17 protein-coding genes are annotated in these 17,359 nt (G+C 64.1%); 14 read left to right on the forward strand and 3 right to left on the reverse strand.

Going from position 1 to position 17,359, the window contains the following annotated elements; translation table 11 throughout:
• Positions 1-36 precede the first annotated feature (36 nt).
• On the forward strand, positions 37-1,233 hold the full coding sequence (locus tag AU465_RS21970) for a caspase family protein (protein ID WP_192252875.1): 1,197 nt from the start codon (positions 37-39) through the stop codon (positions 1,231-1,233).
• A gap of 98 nt (positions 1,234-1,331) precedes the next feature.
• Here the strand turns inward: AU465_RS21970 and AU465_RS21975 are convergent, their stop codons facing one another.
• Positions 1,332-1,685, reverse strand: a complete 354-nt coding sequence (locus tag AU465_RS21975; protein WP_192252878.1) for a VOC family protein — start codon at positions 1,683-1,685, stop codon at positions 1,332-1,334.
• 185 nt (positions 1,686-1,870) lie between these two features.
• On the opposite strand from AU465_RS21975, the gene AU465_RS21980 reads away from it, so the two are divergent.
• The 11 genes from AU465_RS21980 to AU465_RS22030 all read left to right on the forward strand — a co-directional run bounded on the left by AU465_RS21980 (position 1,871) and on the right by AU465_RS22030 (position 12,504).
• Positions 1,871-2,191: a hypothetical protein gene (locus AU465_RS21980; RefSeq protein ID WP_210325198.1), complete on the forward strand. Its 321-nt coding sequence runs from the start codon at positions 1,871-1,873 to the stop codon at positions 2,189-2,191.
• 48 nt (positions 2,192-2,239) lie between these two features.
• Complete coding sequence (locus AU465_RS21985) at positions 2,240-3,127, forward strand: RNA polymerase sigma factor (protein ID WP_192252881.1); 888 nt, start codon at positions 2,240-2,242, stop codon at positions 3,125-3,127.
• Between the two features lie 147 nt (positions 3,128-3,274).
• Positions 3,275-3,847, forward strand: a complete 573-nt coding sequence (locus AU465_RS21990) for a TetR/AcrR family transcriptional regulator (RefSeq protein ID WP_192252884.1) — start codon at positions 3,275-3,277, stop codon at positions 3,845-3,847.
• 77 nt (positions 3,848-3,924) lie between these two features.
• On the forward strand, positions 3,925-4,752 hold the full coding sequence (locus AU465_RS21995) for an SDR family oxidoreductase (RefSeq protein ID WP_192252887.1): 828 nt from the start codon (positions 3,925-3,927) through the stop codon (positions 4,750-4,752).
• A 237-nt stretch (positions 4,753-4,989) separates the two neighbouring features.
• Positions 4,990-5,295 (forward strand): helix-turn-helix domain-containing protein, encoded by a 306-nt coding sequence (locus AU465_RS22000; protein WP_192252890.1) that lies wholly within the window; start codon positions 4,990-4,992, stop codon positions 5,293-5,295.
• Positions 5,295-7,310, forward strand: coding sequence for a hydrogenase 4 subunit B (gene hyfB, locus AU465_RS22005; RefSeq protein WP_192252961.1), 2,016 nt, complete (start codon positions 5,295-5,297; stop codon positions 7,308-7,310). The genes AU465_RS22000 and hyfB overlap by 1 nt, the downstream gene beginning before the upstream one ends.
• Complete coding sequence (locus tag AU465_RS22010; RefSeq protein ID WP_192252894.1) at positions 7,301-8,257, forward strand: respiratory chain complex I subunit 1 family protein; 957 nt, start codon at positions 7,301-7,303, stop codon at positions 8,255-8,257. Before hyfB ends, AU465_RS22010 begins: the two co-directional genes overlap by 10 nt.
• Positions 8,257-8,919 (forward strand): hydrogenase-4 component E, encoded by a 663-nt coding sequence (locus tag AU465_RS22015; protein WP_127424884.1) that lies wholly within the window; start codon positions 8,257-8,259, stop codon positions 8,917-8,919. The genes AU465_RS22010 and AU465_RS22015 overlap by 1 nt, the downstream gene beginning before the upstream one ends.
• The gene (locus tag AU465_RS22020; RefSeq protein ID WP_192252897.1) at positions 8,916-10,367 is read left to right on the forward strand and encodes a hydrogenase 4 subunit F; all 1,452 of its coding nucleotides are present in this window, start codon (positions 8,916-8,918) and stop codon (positions 10,365-10,367) included. Before AU465_RS22015 ends, AU465_RS22020 begins: the two co-directional genes overlap by 4 nt.
• A 19-nt stretch (positions 10,368-10,386) precedes the next feature.
• Entirely contained in the window at positions 10,387-11,898 is a 1,512-nt protein-coding gene (locus AU465_RS22025; protein WP_192252964.1) for a hydrogenase large subunit, read from the forward strand.
• Between the two features lie 21 nt (positions 11,899-11,919).
• Entirely contained in the window at positions 11,920-12,504 is a 585-nt protein-coding gene (locus AU465_RS22030; protein WP_192252900.1) for an NADH-quinone oxidoreductase subunit B family protein, read from the forward strand.
• A 164-nt stretch (positions 12,505-12,668) separates the two neighbouring features.
• Here the strand turns inward: AU465_RS22030 and AU465_RS22035 are convergent, their stop codons facing one another.
• Together AU465_RS22035 and AU465_RS22040 are read right to left on the reverse strand one after the other, a co-directional pair.
• Positions 12,669-13,106 (reverse strand): hypothetical protein, encoded by a 438-nt coding sequence (locus AU465_RS22035; RefSeq protein ID WP_192252903.1) that lies wholly within the window; start codon positions 13,104-13,106, stop codon positions 12,669-12,671.
• A gap of 598 nt (positions 13,107-13,704) precedes the next feature.
• Positions 13,705-14,610, reverse strand: coding sequence for a LysR substrate-binding domain-containing protein (locus AU465_RS22040; protein WP_192252906.1), 906 nt, complete (start codon positions 14,608-14,610; stop codon positions 13,705-13,707).
• Between AU465_RS22040 and AU465_RS22045 the strand changes: the two genes are divergently transcribed.
• Positions 14,554-16,116, forward strand: a complete 1,563-nt coding sequence (locus AU465_RS22045; protein WP_312891299.1) for an FAD-binding oxidoreductase — start codon at positions 14,554-14,556, stop codon at positions 16,114-16,116. The genes AU465_RS22040 and AU465_RS22045 overlap by 57 nt on opposite strands.
• 21 nt (positions 16,117-16,137) lie before the next feature.
• Entirely contained in the window at positions 16,138-17,313 is a 1,176-nt protein-coding gene (locus tag AU465_RS22050; protein ID WP_192252909.1) for an MFS transporter, read from the forward strand.
• Positions 17,314-17,359: the final 46 nt, after the last annotated feature.

A 17,359-nucleotide genomic window follows, 5' to 3' on the forward strand; every position in this document is an offset into this window, starting at 1 on the left:
AGATGCTAATATTCTCCGTTACTCGGGAACGTCGCAATGTCCAAGATTTGCTTGTTGTGCGCGTGCCTTCTTTTTCTGGCCGGCTTGTCGACACCGGCTGCCTCTGAAGCCCAAATAGGTCAACGGAGCCACAGATATGCACTTGTGATCGGCAACTCCGCCTACCGCTATGCGCCATCGCTCCCCAACGGGGTGAATGACGCCAATGCGATCGCTCAGGTTTTGCGAGAGACAGGTTTTGAGGTCACCCTCGGATTGGATGCTGACGCATCAACGTTCAGGGAACTCATCGGAAAATTCAGGCGAAACTTGCAGCCGGGTGACGTCTCCCTTTTTTACTACGCCGGACACGGGCTCCAAGCGAACGGAGAAAACTACTTATTGCCTGTTGATGCCGCCCTTCAACGTCCGGCCGACTTGGCTCTCGAGGCTGAGCGCCTGCAAGACATTATCGCCGCCATGACGGCCGAGGAAAATACCGCCATCGTCCTTCTTGATGCCTGTCGGGACAATCCTTTCGTTAAGCAATTGAGTGGACAGGGTCAAAGTCGCGGCCTTGCCATAGGAAAGGGGCTGGGAGCCTTGGAGGCTGGCAGGGGAGTCTTTATCGGCTTTGCAACACAGCCCGGCAACGTCGCCCTCGATGGAGCCGTCAATCATAGCCCGTTTGCAGACTCTCTCGTGAAGCGCATAAAAACTCCTTCGATCGACATTGAAATCCTTATGCGTCGCGTCCGGTTGGACGTCATGAACGAGACTGCCGGGAGGCAGGTCCCCTGGAGCAACTCATCCCTGGTGGAGCCGGGGTTCTCATTCAACCCAGATGCCGCGTCTAGTCGGTCTCCGGCAGAACCCTATCAGCCAGACATCAACACGGCGACGGAGCTCGAATTTTGGAAATCGATCAAGGATACATCCGATGTCTCGATGTATCGCGCCTATCTAGCGGCATTTCCGAATGGTGCATTTATCGAAATTGCAAAGAGCCGAATTGCCAAGTTCGAAGCACCTGCGCCGCCACACAAAAAAATCCTGCCGAAGAAGGTCAGTCGCAAACCGCTAACCTCGTTGCCTATCAATGAACCCTCCGCCAATCGTTCGGCGGAAACGACCGCATCTCCTAAACCAGAATCCATTGGGCGATGCAGGGATGGCAACAAAGAGAGATGTCGCCAGAGATGCCGTGAGGGCGCAAGGCGTGCCTGTCGTAAGCTGCAACAGCTAGGGGGTTAACAACGCCGATGACTGCCTCGTGGGGCGACTTAGGGCGCGTCGCGGCGGGCGTGGTTGACCCGCGATCCGACGACACGATGTGAGGGTATGCCGCCAAACTATCGGCTGGCTAGCATCATGCGGTTGCCTTCGCTGTCGCGGAATTCGGCCACGGTGCGGCCCGGCTGCCATGGCGCTTCCTGCGGCTCGGTGACGATCTCGACGCCCTTGGCCTTGAGCGAAGCGACAGTTGCTTCGACATCATCGTCGACCAGGACGAGCACCGGCTCGGCGCTTGGTGCCGCATCGGTGCGGCTGATGAAATGCAGGTTGGTGACCGCGAAGGGAAAAGCCACCTCGACCCAGCGCCAGCCACCATCGCCCATCGGGTGATCGGCAATGACCTGGCAGGCAAGGTTTTCGGTATAGAACGCCTTGGCGGATACGGGCAGTTCGGCAAACTGGATATGCATTATGTCTCTCCTCATCGCGGCCGCGGGCGCGGCCTCTACGCGTGAAAGACGTCTGCCCCCGGCCGGCGCGGCCTCTACGCGTGAAAGACGTCTGCCCCCGGCAAAAAGATTCGCGAGCCGATGAGAATCTTTTCGGCGACGCGAAACGTCTTCCTCACGCAGACACATGAAACAGGAGACGACAAATGAACTACAACCTCATCCGCTACGGCGTGAAGGACGCCAGCATCGCCGAGAACCGGACGCTGGTGGCAAAGGTGTTCGAGGCGCTGGATGAAACGAAACCGCAATCCGTGCGCTATCTCGTGCTCGAACTCGACAACGGCGAATTCATCCACGTCGTCGGTTATGAAAAAGACAGTTCGGCGCTTACAGGGCTCGAGGCTTTCAAGGCCTTCGGCGCCGATCACGCCGGGCGGCGCTCGACACCGCTGGTCCGCTCGCCGGCGAAGATCATCGGCAACTACCATATGCTGGCGAACACAGACGAGGCCGTGCCGGCCTAACCGGGCGCGGTATGGCCCAGCGAGCCGGCGATTGAGAGAACCAGGACGATGAGCACAGCGAAATTCGACCGCTCAGCACTTGAATCCATGCTCGTCGGCCTGCGGCCTAAACTGCACCGCTATGCCGCCCGCATGGCCGGCTCGGCGATCGAGGGCGAGGACATCGTGCAGGAGGCGGCGGTGAAGGCGCTTGCCGCGCATGACGGCGGCGCCTCGGTCGAGCGTCCAGAGCAGTGGCTGTTCCGCATCGCCCATAATGCGGCGCAGGATCATCTGCGCCGCCGCCAGCGGGAGCGCTCCCGCATGACCGAGGCCGACATGACCGGAATAGAAGATCTCTCCGCCAGCGCGGAGGCGCGGCTCGCGGCGGCGACGAGCCTGCGCAGCTTCATGCAGCTTACGCTGGCGCATCGCAGCGCGGTGATCCTCGTCGACGTGCTCGGCCTCAGCCTGTTTGAGACCTGCGAGGCGACGGGCGCCACGCTTGCCGCCACCAAGGCGGCGCTGCATCGAGGTCGGGCTGAGTTGAAGGCGCTGGCAGCGGCGCCGGACGAAGTGCCCGTACCGAAGCTCGGTCCGCAAGAGGAGCGTTGGCTGCGCCGTTACGTCGACCTGTTCAACGCGCGCGACTTCGACGCCGTCAGGGCGCTGATCGCCGAGGACATCCAGGTCGACGTCGTCAACCGTACCCGCTTGCAGGGCAAGAAGGAGGCCTCGACCTATTTCGGCAATTACGACCGCGTCGGCGACTGGGCGCTGTCGCTCGGCTTCGTCGAGGGCCGGCCGGCGATCCTTATCCGCAACCCGCAGGCGGGCGATGCGGTGCGCGGCTTCGTGCTGATCGACTGGCGCGGCGATCAGGTCGCGGGGATCCGCGATTTCCGTTACGCGCCCTATTGTGTCACAGAGGCGGATATCCGCTTCGTCGAAGATTGAGCCGAGGCGGTGCGAGCAGGTTTGTCGCGCAGCGCGCGCTGACAAGGATCGGCAAGCGCTTTACCGGAGGCATCCCTGGACCGGCACTCGCTCAGTGCCGCCGAATCCCTCTTTTTAACGAAAAATAGTTCGGTTATGGTTGCGGCCATGAAGCTCAAGGACGAGAAGAAACTGGATGCCGTTATTGCCGCGACCTGTCGCCTGGCGGCCGAGCGCGGGCTGTTCGGCCTGACCCTGGCCGAAATCGCCAAGGCGGCCGGCATCGGTACGAGCACGCTTTATGTCTATTTCGCCGATAAGGAGGCGCTGTTCAACGAGGTGTTCCGCCGCGCCAAGCGCGAGGCGGTGGATTTCTATGGCGGCGAAATTGACGCCACGGCGCCGCTCAAGGCGCGAGTGCGCGGCGTGTGGACCAGGATGCTTGATCATCGCCTGCGTTGGCACGACCAGGTCAGCTTCATGGAGCAATTTGTCGGCTCTTCCTTCATGAGCGATGAGAGCCGCGCCTACAGCTCGCGGCTCAGCGACGGGCTGATGCAGATCGTCACCGAGGGACAGGGGGCGGAGGCGCTGAAAGCTGTGCCGGCACCTTTCCTGACCTCGCTGTTCATCGGCTCGGTCCGCGAGACCGCGCGGCTGATTCGCGCCGGGGCGATCACCGACACTGAAGAAAGCCGTGCCGTCGCCTTCCAGCTCTGTTGGGACGGCATCCGGTCCTGACAGGCTTTTTTTGCTTGTTAAGCGAATAAATTTTCGCTAATGATTGGCGAATAAATTTTCGCTAAAGGAGCAATGTCATGTCTGTTGAAGGTTCCCCCGTTGTCCTGATCACCGGCGCCTCGACCGGGATCGGCCACGCCGCCGTGCATCTCTTCGCCGAACGCGGCTGGCGCGTCGCCGCCACCATGCGGAACCCTCCCGCCAGCGCTGCGCCGGCGGAACATCAGCACGTTACGGTGCTGCCGCTCGACGTTACCGATCCTGCTTCGGTCAAGACGGCGGTCACGGCAACGCTGGAGCGATTTGGCCGGATCGATGTCGTCGTCAACAACGCCGGCTACGGTCTGTTCGGCCCGTTCGAAACGGCGACCGACGAACAGATCCGCCGCCAGTTTGCCACCAATGTCGATGGCGTCTTCGCCGTGACTCGCGCGGTCCTGCCGGCAATGCGCCGTCAGGGCAGCGGCACGATCATCAATATCGCCTCGCTTGGAGGTCTGATAACTCTTCCCTTTTTCTCCCTCTATCATGCGACCAAATTCGCAGTGGTCGGCTTCACCGAGTCCTTGTCCTTCGAGCTCGCGCCGCTCGGCATCCGCGCCAAGGTCATCGCGCCGGGCGGGGTGGCCACGGATTTCACCGGTCGATCGCTCGCGCAGACATTCGCGGAGGGTGAGCATGCCTATAGCGACACCCTGTCCAAGGTCATGGCGGCGATGACTGCGCGGCGGGGCAACTATTCCAGCCCTGCGTCAATCGCCGAGATCATTTTCACGGCAGCGACCGACAGCACCGGCCGGGTTCTGTATCTCGCCGGTCCAGATGCCGAACAGGCCTTCGCACTGCGCCAGAGCTTGTCGGAGGCGGAAAGGCTGGAAATGGTGAGGCAACATTCGGGCCTGTGATAGGCGCCGCCCCTCTCCATGACGTGCCATGGACGCACTGGACCATGATGGCATTGCCCCACGATCCGATCGGTACGACCGGAGCCTGGTGCGCCGCAACTCACGCGTCAAAAGCTGCGGCAATCAGGTCCGCCATAAATATCGATGTTTAAAACATCAGTAATTGACGATCAGACCTTTTAATGTATGGTGGAGCACCGAGACCTCATATCTCAGAACTGATCCAGAGGGTCGTCGGTGATAACCGCACCGCAATTGCGCGCCGCCAGATCGCTGCTTGGCATCGATCAGCGCCGGCTAGCCGAATTGTCCGGCTTGTCGGTGCCGACGATCCAACGCATGGAAGCCAGCGGGTCGATCATCCGGGGCAATGTCGATTCACTGATGAAACTGATCGCGGCGCTTGAGATGGCCGGCATCGAATTGATCGGGGAAGGCGCGGCCAGCCAGGGCGGCGGACGCGGCGTGCGGCTGAAGACCGGGATCGATCCGGCCAGGGCATCCGATGCCGGCGATGCCGAGCCCGGCGGGGGTCTGCCGTGATTTCGAGCGTTGCTTTTCTGTTGTGCGGCCCTGCCGCGCTTCTGGGAACAGCCATCATGGCCGCAGTGGTCGGCCGGCGCGCCCCGGCGACGAGCCTGGTTTATGGGGCGGCGCTCGCCATTTCGGCCGCCTTGCTCGCGATCGTCGCGGGCCATCTCGCGGACAATCCCGGCGTGGTATCCGCCGTCGCCTTGCCGCTCGGGCTGCCGTGGACCGGCGCCCGGTTCCGCCTCGACAGCCTGTCGGCATTCTTCCTCGTCGTCGTCAATTTGGGCGGCGCCGTCACCAGTCTCTACGGTCTTGGCTATGGCCGGCACGAATCCCAACCGCATCGGGTGCTGCCGTTCTATCCGGCCTTCCTCGCCGGCATGAACCTCGTCGTGCTGGCCGACGATGCCTTCAGCTTCCTGCTGTCGTGGGAATTCATGTCGCTCGCCTCCTGGGCGCTGGTCATGGCGCACCATCGCGACGAGGCCAACAGGCGGGCCGGCTACATCTATTTGGTGATGGCGAGCTTCGGCACGCTGGCGCTGCTGCTTGCCTTCGGCCTGCTGGCCGGGCCGGCGGGAACCTATGCGTTCGACGCGATGCGGGCGGCGCATCCCGGCCTGCTCGCCGCCGGCGCGGTGCTCGCCCTCATGCTGCTCGGCGCCGGTTCCAAGGCCGGCCTGGTGCCGCTGCACGCCTGGTTGCCGCTTGCTCATCCGGCAGCACCCAGTCACGTCTCGGCATTGATGAGCGGCATCATGACGAAGGTCGCCATCTACGGTTTCATCCGCGTGGTGTTCGACCTGCTGGGCGAGCCGGCGTGGTGGTCGGGCGTCGTCGTCCTTCTCATCGGCGGCGCGACGGCGGTTCTGGGCATCCTCCATGCGCTGATGGAGAAGGACCTCAAGCGGCTGCTGGCCTACAGCACAATCGAGAATATCGGCGTCGTCTTTGCCAGCCTCGGCTTAGCGCTCGCCTTCAAGGCGAACGCCATGCCGTCGGCCGCCGCGCTGGCCTTCACGGCGGCGCTCTTCCACGTGCTGAACCATTCCTTCTTCAAGAGCCTGCTGTTCTTCGGCGCCGGCGCGGTGCTCTCGGCGACCGGCGAACGCGACATGGAGAGACTGGGCGGCCTCATCCATCGCCTGCCGGTGACCAGCTTCGTTTTCCTCGTCGGCTGCGTCTCGATCTCGGCGCTGCCGCCTTTCAACGGCTTCGCCTCCGAATGGCTGGTCTTCCAGGCCATATTGCAGAGCCCCGAGCTGCCGCAATGGGGCCTGAAGGTCATCGTTCCGGCCGTCGGCGGCATGCTGGCGCTGGCGGCGGCATTGGCCGCGGCCTGCTTCGTCAAGGCATTCGGCATCACCTTCCTCGGCCGGGCGCGATCGACGGCGGTGGAACGGGCGCATGAGGTCGACCGCTGGTCGTTGGCTGCCATGGCCATGCTTGCGGTCTTCTGCCTGCTCGCCGGCATTCTGCCCGGCTTTGTCATCGACAGCCTGTCGCCGGTGACGCTTTCGCTCATTGGCGACCGCATGCCGGTTCAGACGGCGCAGCCCTGGCTGTCGATCGTGCCGATCGCCGAGAGCCGCAGCTCCTACAATGGCCTGCTGGTGTTCGTCTTCATCACCATCTCGGCCTCGCTCGCGGCCTTCTTCATCCACCGCTTCGCCTCGCACGCGCTGCGCCGGGGCCCGGCATGGGGATGCGGCTTCGCCGACGCAGTACCCTCCGCGCAATACACGGCCGTCAGCTTCGCACAGCCCATTCGCCGGGTGTTCGGCAGCTTCGCGTTCCGCGCCCGCGAGACGGTGGAAATGCCGGCGCCGGGCGCGCTCGAACCGGCGCGCCTCAAGGTGGATTTCCACGATGTGGCCTGGGAGACGTTCTACCAGCCGATCACCGGCGCGATCGATTTCGCCACCGATCGGCTGAACCACTTGCAGTTCCTGACGATCCGCCGCTATCTGACCCTGGTCTTCCTCTACCTCGTCATCCTGCTTCTGGTGCTCGCGCTATGGCCGTGATTTTCGAGCTGGCCGTGCAGGGCGCGCAGATGCTTCTGGTGCTTTTGCTGGCGCCGCTGCTGATCGGCTTCGTGCGCAAGGTGAAGGCGAGGCTGGTCAGGCGGCAGGGACCTTTGCTGATCCAGCCCTATCGCGATCTCATCCGGCTGATGCGCAAGGAGGTCGTGCTGGCGGACAATGCATCCTGGCTGTTCCGGGTGACGCCCTATCTGATCTTCGCCGCCACCTGGGTTGCGGCGGCGCTCGTTCCGACATTCGCCGCCGGCCTCCAGTTCAGTTGGACCGCCGATCTCATCGTCATCGTGGCGCTGCTCGGCAGCGCGCGCTTCTTCCAGGCGCTGGCCGGAATGGACGTAGGCACCAGCTTCGGCGGCATCGGCGCCAGCCGCGAGGTGATGATCGCCTCGCTTGCCGAACCAGCGATGCTGCTCATCGTGTTCAGCCTGGCGCTCGTCGCCGGCGCCACGCAGCTATCGACGGTCGCCGCCTTCATGGGCTCGCCCGAGGTCGGACTGCGGGTGTCGCTCGGCATGTCGCTGATCGCCCTGGTGATGGTGGCGATCGCCGAGAACGCGCGCATCCCGGTCGACAATCCGGCCACGCATCTGGAGCTCACAATGGTCCATGAGGCGATGATCCTGGAATATTCCGGCCGCCATCTGGCGATGATCGAACTCGCCACCTTCCTCAAGCTCGTGCTCTACGTGTCGCTGATCTCCTGCGTCTTCCTGCCCTGGGGCCTGGCGCATGCCGGGGCGGGGCCGAAAGCGCTGGCGCTCGGCGCCGCCGCCTATCTGGTCAAGCTCGCGGTGCTTGCCGTCCTGCTTGCCGTGTTCGAGACGGCGGTCGCCAAGATGCGCGTCTTCCGCGTGCCGGATTTCCTCGGCGCGGCGCTGATGCTGGCGCTGCTCGGCACGCTCTTGCTGTTCGTCTCGCGGAGCCTGTGATGAACGGTCTCACCTTCGACATCGCCCATCTGCTCGCCGGCAGCCTGGTGCTGGTCTCCTTCATGATGCTCTACCAGGACCGGTTGTTCGCGCTGATCAATGTCTTTGCGCTCCATGCGGTGGTGCTTGCTCTGTCGGTTGCCTGGCAGGCCTATATCCAGGACGCGCATCATCTCTACATCACCGCGGCAATAGCGCTGGTCTTCAAGGCGGTCGTCATTCCGGTCGGGCTGCATCGCATCATCCAGCGGCTCGGCATCCACCGCGACATCGAGACCGCCGTCGGCATCGGCCCGACCATGCTCGCGGGCATAGGGCTGGTGACGCTCTCCATGGTGCTGATGCTTCGCGTGACGCCCGAGGCCGACCCGCTCGCCCGCGAGGATCTCGCCTTCGCGCTGTCGATCATATTGCTGGGGCTCCTGGTGATGGTCACAAGGCGCAACGCCGTCAGCCAGGTCGTCGGCTTCATGTCGCTGGAGAACGGCCTGGTGCTGGCCGCAACCGGCGCCAAGGGCATGCCGCTGGTCGTCGAGATCAGCGTCGCCTTCTCGATCCTGATCGCCTTCATCGTTATCGGGGTCTTCCTGTTCCGCATCCGGGAGCGGTTCGATTCGGTCGATGTCGGCGCGCTCGACGACTACCGGGGAGAGCGCCGGTGACCGCCTTCTCCTTCGACGCCGTGGCCGCCATCCTTTTCATTCCCGCGGGCGCCGCGGCAATCCTGGCGGCGCTGCCGAATTACAAGATGACGGCGAGCGTCAATGTTGCGGCAAGCTTCCTGACCCTGCTTGCGGCACTGTCGCTGTTCGTCACCGACCGGCCGGCGCCGGGGCAATATCTCATCGTCGACGACCTCAACATCGTCTTCATCGTGCTCAACACATTCGTCGGCTTCACCACCAGCGTGTTCAGTGCGTCCTATATCGCGCATGAGCTGGAGACCGGCCGGCTGACCGCGCCCAACCTGCGGTTCTATCACGCGATGTACCAGATCATGATGTTCGGCATGAACCTGGCCTTCGTGTCGAACAATATCGGCCTGATGTGGGTCGCGGTGGAGCTCGCCACGCTGACCACCGTGCTGATGGTCGGCATCTACCGCACGCATGAGGCGCTGGAGGCGGCCTGGAAGTATTTCATCTTGGGAAGCGTCGGCATCGCGCTTGCTCTCTTCGGCACCATCCTGGTCTACATGGCCGCCCAGCCGGTCGTCGGCGCGGGCACCAACGCCATGGTCTGGTCGGTGCTGATCGACAAGGCGGCGCATTTCGACCCGGCCCTGCTCAGCGTCGCCTTCATCTTCCTGCTGCTCGGCTACGGCACCAAGGTCGGGCTCGCGCCGCTGCATGCCTGGCTGCCCGACGCGCATGCCGAAGGCCCGACGCCGATCTCGGCGGTGCTGTCAGGCCTGCTGCTCAACGTCGCGCTCTACGCCGTGCTGCGCTTCAAGCTCCTGCTCGCCGCGAGCCCGGAGGCGATCGGCCCGGGACCGCTGATGGCCACGATGGGGCTAACCTCGCTGATCTTCGCGGCCTTCATGCTCTACCGCCGCCGCGACATCAAACGCCTGTTCGCCTATTCCTCGATCGAGCATATGGGCATCATCGTCTTCGCCTTCGGTATGGGCGGCCCGCTCGCCAACTTCGCCGGCCTGCTACACATGGTCATGCACAGCCTGACCAAGTCGGCGATCTTCTTTGCCGTCGGCCATATCGCGCAGGTCAAGGGCACACAGAAGATCTCCGAGATCAGGGGGTTGACCGAAAGCCACCCAGGGCTCGGCTGGGCGCTCGTCATCGGCGTCGTGGCAATAGCCGGCCTGCCGCCGCTCGGCATCTTCATGAGCGAATTCCTGGTCGTTAGCTCGACCTTCGCCAGATATCCGTGGCTGGCGATCCCGCTGGTGTTCGGACTGCTCATCGCCTTCGGCGCGCTGTTGCTGCGGCTGACCGGCCTCGCCTTCGGCGAGCCGCGCGGCGGTACGGCGCCGGTCGAAGCATCTTACGTGCCGATGTATTCGCACCTCGCTCTGGTGTTTACCGCCGGCATCTATCTGCCGGCGCCGCTGGTCGCGTGGTTCCAGCATGTCGCCGGTATCCTGGGGTAAGGCCATGAGCAGGAAGAACATGCCCGCGCTCGCGGATCTCATCGAGGCCGCCCGCCAGGTCGAGCACCACGCGCCCTGGCGGCGCGCCGTGGTGGCTCCGAAGGCCTGGGACCTTGCCGTCGAACAGCTCGCCCATGGCCGCTGGAGCCTGCTCGGCCTGTGGGGACAGCCGGACAGGGTGCACATGGCGCTTCTCGACGAGGCGCGGAATGTCGGCGTCATCAGCCTGGACTGCCGCGGCGGCCGCTACCCATCGGTCGGCCAGCAGCATCCGCCGGCCTTGCGGCTGGAACGCGCCGCGGCGGACCTCTTCGGGCTGGCGCCGCAGGGCCTGCCCGATACCCGCCGCTGGCTCGACCACGGCCAGTGGGGCGTCAGCCACCCGCTGGCGGCGCGGCCGGGCGGGCCGGCAGCCGCGTCCTCCTACCGGTTCCTGACGGCGGAAGGTGAGAGCCTCCACCAGATCGCGGTCGGGCCGGTGCATGCTGGCATCATCGAGCCTGGGCATTTCCGCTTCACGGCAGGCGGCGAAACCGTGGTGCGGCTGGAGGAGCGGCTGGGCTATGTGCACAAGGGAATCGAAGGCCTGATGGCCGGCGCGCCCATCGACCGTGCAGCAAAACTCGCGGGCAGAACGTCGGGCGACAGCACGGTCGCCTATTCGTTCGCCTTTGCCCGCGCGGTAGAGGCGGCGCTCGGCGTCACGCCACCGCCGCGCGCAATCTGGCTGCGGGCGCTGATGGCGGAGCTCGAGCGTCTGGCCAATCACCTTGGCGATATCGGCGCCATCTGCAACGACGCCGCCTTTGCGCTGATGCACGCGCATTGCGGCGTGCTGCGCGAACGCGCGCTGCGCGCCGCCGATGCCGCCTTCGGCCATCGCCTGATGCGCGACCGCATCGTGCCCGGCGGCGTGGCAAGCGATCTGAACGACGCCGGCGCGAACGCCATTCGATCGCTGGTCGCGGAAATCAGGCAACGCTTTCCGCATCTGGTCGAGCTCTACGACAACACGGCTTCGCTGCAGGACCGAACGGTGGCGACCGGCCGGCTCCAGGTCGGGCTTGCCCGACAATATGCCGCCGGCGGCTATGTCGGCCGGGCCTCCGGCCGGGATTTCGACGCACGGCGCGATCTTGCCTACGCGCCCTATGACGAGCTCGCCTTCGATGTGCCGGTCCTCCAGGAGGGCGACGTCAACGCGCGCGTCTGGGTCCGCGTGCGCGAGGTCGAGCAAAGCCTGTCGCTCGTCGAGCAGATCCTCGGGCGGCTGCCCGGCGGTCCGATCCGCGGGGACATTGCTCTTGCAGATGGACCGCGCGAGGGCATGGCGCTGGTCGAGGGTTTTCGCGGCGACATACTGGCCTGGCTGCGCATCGGCGAGGGCGGCTTGATCGAGCGCTGCCATCTGCGCGATCCCTCATGGTTCCAGTGGCCGCTCCTGGAAGCGGCGATCGAGGGCAACATCGTGGCCGACTTCCCGATCTGCAACAAATCCTTCAACTGCTCCTATTCCGGCCATGATCTCTAGGCTGGGCCAAGGCACGCCGTCATGCGCAAGCTCCTCTTCGAAAGCCTGATCCGCCCTCCCTTGACCGAGCGCCCACCGCAGTCGAGCGATGCGGCGATCGACGAACTGGCACGCGCTCTCGACGGCGCTGCCCGCAAGCGGCTCGGCCGGAGCCTGTCGATCCGCGCGGTCGACGCCGGTTCCTGCAATGGCTGCGAGCTCGAGATGCACGCGTTGAGCAACGCCTTCTACGACATCGAGCGCTTCGGCTTCCGCTTCGTCGCGTCGCCGCGCCATGCCGACGTGCTGCTCGTCACCGGGCCGGTCACCAAAAACATGCGCGAGGCGCTGAAGCGGACCTGGGACGCGACGCCCAACCCGAAATGGGTGGTCGCGCTCGGCGGCTGCGCTAAGGACGGCGGCTGCTTCGCCGGCAGTTACGCAATTGTCGGCGGGGTGTCGGACGTGGTGCCCGTCGACCTGCACATTCCAGGCTGCCCGCCGCCGCCGATCGAGATCCTCAAAGGATTGATCGCGCTGCTCGATGGGGCGAATGGGAAGGCCGACGCTTCCAAGGTGAAGAGCGGAGGGGATCCGGCCGCCATGCGGCAGCTCACTGATCGATGACGAGCCGCAGCACCTTGGACGCCGGCAAGAGCCGCACCTGCCCCAGTGGAAGGCGATGAAATCCTGCTTGATGCCGTCGGCGATTACAGGCGTACGCCCGTGGCACTTCGGACCGGCATGGGGCTTCTTGCCCAGACAGGATGCAATGATGCTTTGCCTATCTGCTAAGCTCCCTTAGCAGCGTCCTCGATCAACTTGACAATCAAGTTGCGAAACCTCTCGCCAGACCTATCCCCTATATTTCCGACATCCTCTGCCACCATCCCGGGCGAAGAAACTGACGCCGCCCCACTCAGTTGAACCCTGACTGTGAACGTCTTTCTGGCCGTCTTTTCCAATCCTTCTCTGTAGATCTGGAACCGGAGGGAGGGCGTTAACGCTTTGACTTCGCGGCGTGGCGTGGTGTCTATGTATATGGCCACCTCGCCCGCCACCTCTGCCCTGGCCGCTTCCAACGACGCGACCACGATATCGTTTAACCAGGCCCTGGCCTGAGCACCGAAGTCCGCCATTTGGGCATCCGCCTTGTCATTGCGGATGCGCTTCTGTTGCTGACGGTGAGCTTCCTTGCCGCGTTCAAGGGCTTCTTTGAATCTAGACATCCTAGTCGCCTCCGATTTTGTCGGCCCATGAGGCTGGCCATCAATCGGCCACGGATCTCCCAACAGATAGAACGCGTGCAATCGACGTCCGTTGCGTAGGTTGTACCCCCGAAATTTTCCACGGTCTTTGGCCGGCATCGCGCTCCCGCTCGCGGCGGATCATGTGGGCCGGTCGAGGCCACATAAGCACAGCGCTTAAAAGAGACGCGCCGCCGCGGTTAACCACCTTCGTATTTTAAGCCGAACTCAATGGGGTATTGGCCGTTTTGGGGCCATGGAAGACCGCCAACCCAGATTCCGCTGTCATCCTGAGCCGTCTGGAACCTGGACCGTCTGGGATGATGTAGCCGATCAGCCAGCAACCTTGGGAGGACGTAAGCTGGTTGGCCGCACATGGGAGCGCGCCAAGACTGCCCGCGACTTGCTCAGGCGGATTTACGACAATCGGCTCGACGCTCGATCGGTCAGACAAGACTCACCGATCACTTCTGCCAGTCGCGTCGATGATCTCATTTCATCAATTCGGAGGGCAAGATTTCGATAGAGGCATAAACATAGGCGGGAGCTCTGCGATCATGCGCAGGCCGGTTCGACAGTCTCACATGACAGTTCTCATCCACGCCAGGAAGGACTCCATCACCGCGGATCGCGGACTGTGGTGCATCCAAACGACGTAGAAGCCGTAGCCCGGCAAGGACAATGGATGCGCTTTGACAAGCGAACCGTTTTCCAGCTCGCGGCCGACCACGACGTCACTTAAGATCGCAATTCCTTGCCCGGCGGCAACCGCGTCGATCGCGTGCAGTTCCTCGCGGAAGCTCAAATCCCAGGCTTTGTCCGGGATCAGCTCCGGATCGATCGAACGGGCCGTCGCCAGCCATCGGCGCCAGGTGGGAGCGTCCGGATCGCGGTTCATCCAGTCGAAATGGATCAACGGATAACGCAACAGATCGGCGGCACGCTCAATCGCCCGCCCATCGCTTGCCAGCAATCGCGGACTGCAAATGGGAAAGAAGGAATCGCGGCACAGCTCTTGCCCGGCAAAGCCCAAAGGCGGGCGCCGCGTATAGCGGATCGCCACATCCGCGGCGCCGGCGCGCAGATCGAGCAGCGCGTCCGTCCCGATGATCTCCAGCGGCACGGCCGGGTTGGCCTCGCGCCATTTCGGCAGCCGAGGCACCAGCCATCGGCTCGCGAAAGCGTTCGGGCTTGTCACCCGCAGGGGCGCTTGAAAATCCGGCTCGGCGACGGCGGCAAGGGAGCCGGCGAGAAGATCGAAGCCGTTGCGCAGGATAGGAAACAGGCGCGTTCCCGCACTGGTCAGCACGAGCGGGCGCGGCCGGCGCTGGAACAGCTTGCGGCCGCATATCTCTTCCAGCAAACGGACCTGGTGGCTGATCGCTGTCGGCGTCACGCCGAGCTCCGCCGCCGCGGCCTTGAAGCTGCCGTGCCGGGCGGCCGCCTCGAAGGCGTGCAAGGCGCGGAGCGGCGGGCGGTTTGTCATGCCGGCAGCCTAGATGAATTCTTCTCATCCAGCAGCCAAGAATTTCGCTTTTGCGGAAGGTTGCCTCCCTGTGAGACCATTGTCCTGCTGGAACCGGGGGCGACAACGATGGAGATCCCAAGACAGACCGAAGCGTTATCGGGCCGATCCCATGCTCCGGGCACGGCGATCGAACAGCTACTACGGCAGGGCTTACGGGGCGAAGTGGTGTTGGCGACGGACGCGGCCTACGACGAGGCGCGCAGGGTCTGGAACGGGGCAATCGACAAACGCCCTGCCGCAATCGTCTTTTGCGCCGATCCCGATGACGTTGTCCGTGCCGTCACCTATGCCAGGGCACAAGGCCATCTCGTGGCGGTTCGCAGCGGCGGCCATAACGTCGCCGGCCTGTCCGTCTGCGACGATGGGATGGTGATCGATCTATCGCGCATGAAGAAGATCGCCGTCGATCCGGAGCGCCGCATCGCCTGGGCCGAAGCCGGCCTGACCCTCGGCGAGTTCGACGCAGCCACACAGGCGCACGGCCTCGCCACGACCATGGGCGTCAACGGCGACACCGGTATTGCCGGCCTCACGCTGGGTGGCGGCTTCGGCAAGCTTGGGCGCAAGCACGGCCTGAGTTGCGATAATCTGATCGCGGCTGAAATCGTCACGGCCGACGGACGGCTGTTGCGGACAAGCGCCGGCGAGCATCCCGACCTGTTCTGGGCCTTGCGCGGCGGCGGCGGCAATTTCGGCATTGTGACGGCGTTCGAATACCGGCTGCACCCGCTCGGCCCTACCCTTCTCGTGGGCTCGGTGCTGCACGCCTACGATCGGGCGCGCGAGGCCATGCGGTTCTACGACAAGTTCTCCCGCGGCGCTCCGGACGAAGTGAGCGTCGACTCCGCGCTCGTCACGCTGCCCTCGGGCGAGCGTGCCTTCAGCATCTCTGCCTGCTATGTCGGGTCGCCCGAAGCGGGCAAGCCTGTCATCGCGCCGCTGATGAGATTCGGATCCCCCATCGAAAGCCGCCTTCAAGCCGTTCCCTATCTCCAGATTCAATCGGCGGGCGACAGCCTCTTTCCACGCGGGCGACGCTATTACTGGAAGGCGCAGTTCCTGCGTGAGATCGGCGATGGTGCCATCGACGCGCTGCTCGACAGCTACGCGCGGGCTCCCAATCGCTCCTCTCTGCTGGTGTTCCAGCAGGTCGGCGGAGCGATCGCTCGTGTGCCCGCGTCGCACTCGCCCTACGCCAATCGCGATGCGGCGCTCGACTGCTTCCCGATCGCGATCTGGGACGATCCGGCCGATGACGAGGCAAATATCCGTTGGGCGCGCGACCTCTGGAATGCGGTCAGACCATTCTCGACCGGAGGTGTTTATGCCAACAATCTCGGCGATGAGGGTGAAGAGCGGGTGCGCGATGCTTATGGCGGAAATTATGCGCGCCTTGCCGCTGTCAAGAAGCAATACGATCCGACCAATTTCTTCCGATTGAACCAGAATATCAGGCCTGGATAATTCGGATTCCGTGAGGGAACCGTGCGCAGTCGCTGGACGATCCTTGCTGTCCTGTTTGTCGCCCGCACCGCAATGGCGTTTCAGTTTCAGAGTGTCGCCGCCATCGCGCCCCTTGTCGGTGACAGCCTCGGTGCGAGCCTGGCCGACATCGGCATTCTGATCGGCCTCTATCTTGCGCCCGGGGTCGCGTTGGCCCTGCCCGGCGCGACCATCGGCCAGCGCCATGGCGACAAGGCGACCGTTCTCGCCGGTCTCTTGATGATGCTGGCGGGTGAAATGCTGATGATGGCTTCGACGTCCTGGAGCCTGCAGATCGGCGGCCGACTGATCGGCGGCACAGGCGGTGTCCTCCTGAACGTCCTGATGACCAAGATGGTCGCCGACTGGTTTGCCGGCCGCGAAATCGCAACCGCCATGGCCATCTACATCAACTCGTGGCCAGCGGGCATCGCCATCGCTCTCATGCTGTTGCCGGCAATCGGGACGACGTTCGGGATGACCGCCGTGGGCACCGCCGTTACGGTCCTGATTATCGTCGGCATCGGCCTCATAGCCTTCGTCTATCGCGCCCCGGAGGGATCGGCCGCCGGTGGGATCGAACGCCGCGGCATTTCGGCCGGGACCACCTTCGCGCTCGTCACCGCCGGCCTGATCTGGTGTCTCTACAATGTCGGCTTCGCAATGGTCTTCAGCTTCGGTCCCTCGATGCTTGTCGAGCGCGGCTGGTCCAGTCCGGTAGCGGGGTCGGCGATCAGCGTCGTGCTTTGGCTGGCCACCCTTTCGGTCCCCTTGGGCGGCTTGCTGGCCGATCGCAGCAAACGCGGCGGCGCGGTTCTCTCCGCGGGCTGTGTGGGCTTTGCATTCCTGGTGCTCCTTCTGTCGCGAAACGGACCAGCGCTGCCTCTCATCATTGCCATGGGGACCGTGTGCGGCTTGCCTGCCGGCGCGATCATGAGCTTGCCCACGCGGGTGCTCGAGCAGAAGACGCGATCGATCGGGATGGGCGTGTTCTACACTGTCTATTATGCCGGCATGCTGGCCGCACCGGCGATCGGCGGCATGCTTGCTGTTTGGGCCGGCACCGCGACGGCCGCGCTGGAATTCGGCGCTGCCGCCCTGCTCCTCTGCCCTCTGCTTCTTTGGTCGTTCCACCGGATCAGCCGCCTGCCGCAGCCGATGGCGGTTCCATCCAGGTAGCTTTCGTCGCGCCCGATGACGGGAAACGGCGGTCCATGGTGGCCGC

Origin of the sequence: Mesorhizobium silamurunense, from assembly GCF_014843905.1 — a bacterium.
Taxonomy (GTDB): domain Bacteria; phylum Pseudomonadota; class Alphaproteobacteria; order Rhizobiales; family Rhizobiaceae; genus Mesorhizobium; species Mesorhizobium silamurunense.

Excerpts from the sequence above, each read along its gene's own strand:
- AU465_RS21970 (WP_192252875.1), top strand. The coding sequence starts at position 37 with ATGTCCAAGATTTGCTTGTTGTGCGCGTGCCTTCTTTTTCTGGCCGGC.
- AU465_RS21975 (WP_192252878.1), bottom strand. The coding sequence starts at position 1,685 with ATGCATATCCAGTTTGCCGAACTGCCCGTATCCGCCAAGGCGTTCTAT.
- AU465_RS21980 (WP_210325198.1), top strand. The coding sequence starts at position 1,871 with ATGAACTACAACCTCATCCGCTACGGCGTGAAGGACGCCAGCATCGCC.
- AU465_RS21985 (WP_192252881.1), top strand. The coding sequence starts at position 2,240 with ATGAGCACAGCGAAATTCGACCGCTCAGCACTTGAATCCATGCTCGTC.
- AU465_RS21990 (WP_192252884.1), top strand. The coding sequence starts at position 3,275 with ATGAAGCTCAAGGACGAGAAGAAACTGGATGCCGTTATTGCCGCGACC.
- AU465_RS21995 (WP_192252887.1), top strand. The coding sequence starts at position 3,925 with ATGTCTGTTGAAGGTTCCCCCGTTGTCCTGATCACCGGCGCCTCGACC.
- AU465_RS22010 (WP_192252894.1), top strand. The coding sequence starts at position 7,301 with ATGGCCGTGATTTTCGAGCTGGCCGTGCAGGGCGCGCAGATGCTTCTG.
- AU465_RS22015 (WP_127424884.1), top strand. The coding sequence starts at position 8,257 with ATGAACGGTCTCACCTTCGACATCGCCCATCTGCTCGCCGGCAGCCTG.
- AU465_RS22025 (WP_192252964.1), top strand. The coding sequence starts at position 10,387 with ATGCCCGCGCTCGCGGATCTCATCGAGGCCGCCCGCCAGGTCGAGCAC.
- AU465_RS22030 (WP_192252900.1), top strand. The coding sequence starts at position 11,920 with ATGCGCAAGCTCCTCTTCGAAAGCCTGATCCGCCCTCCCTTGACCGAG.
- AU465_RS22035 (WP_192252903.1), bottom strand. The coding sequence starts at position 13,106 with ATGTCTAGATTCAAAGAAGCCCTTGAACGCGGCAAGGAAGCTCACCGT.
- AU465_RS22040 (WP_192252906.1), bottom strand. The coding sequence starts at position 14,610 with ATGACAAACCGCCCGCCGCTCCGCGCCTTGCACGCCTTCGAGGCGGCC.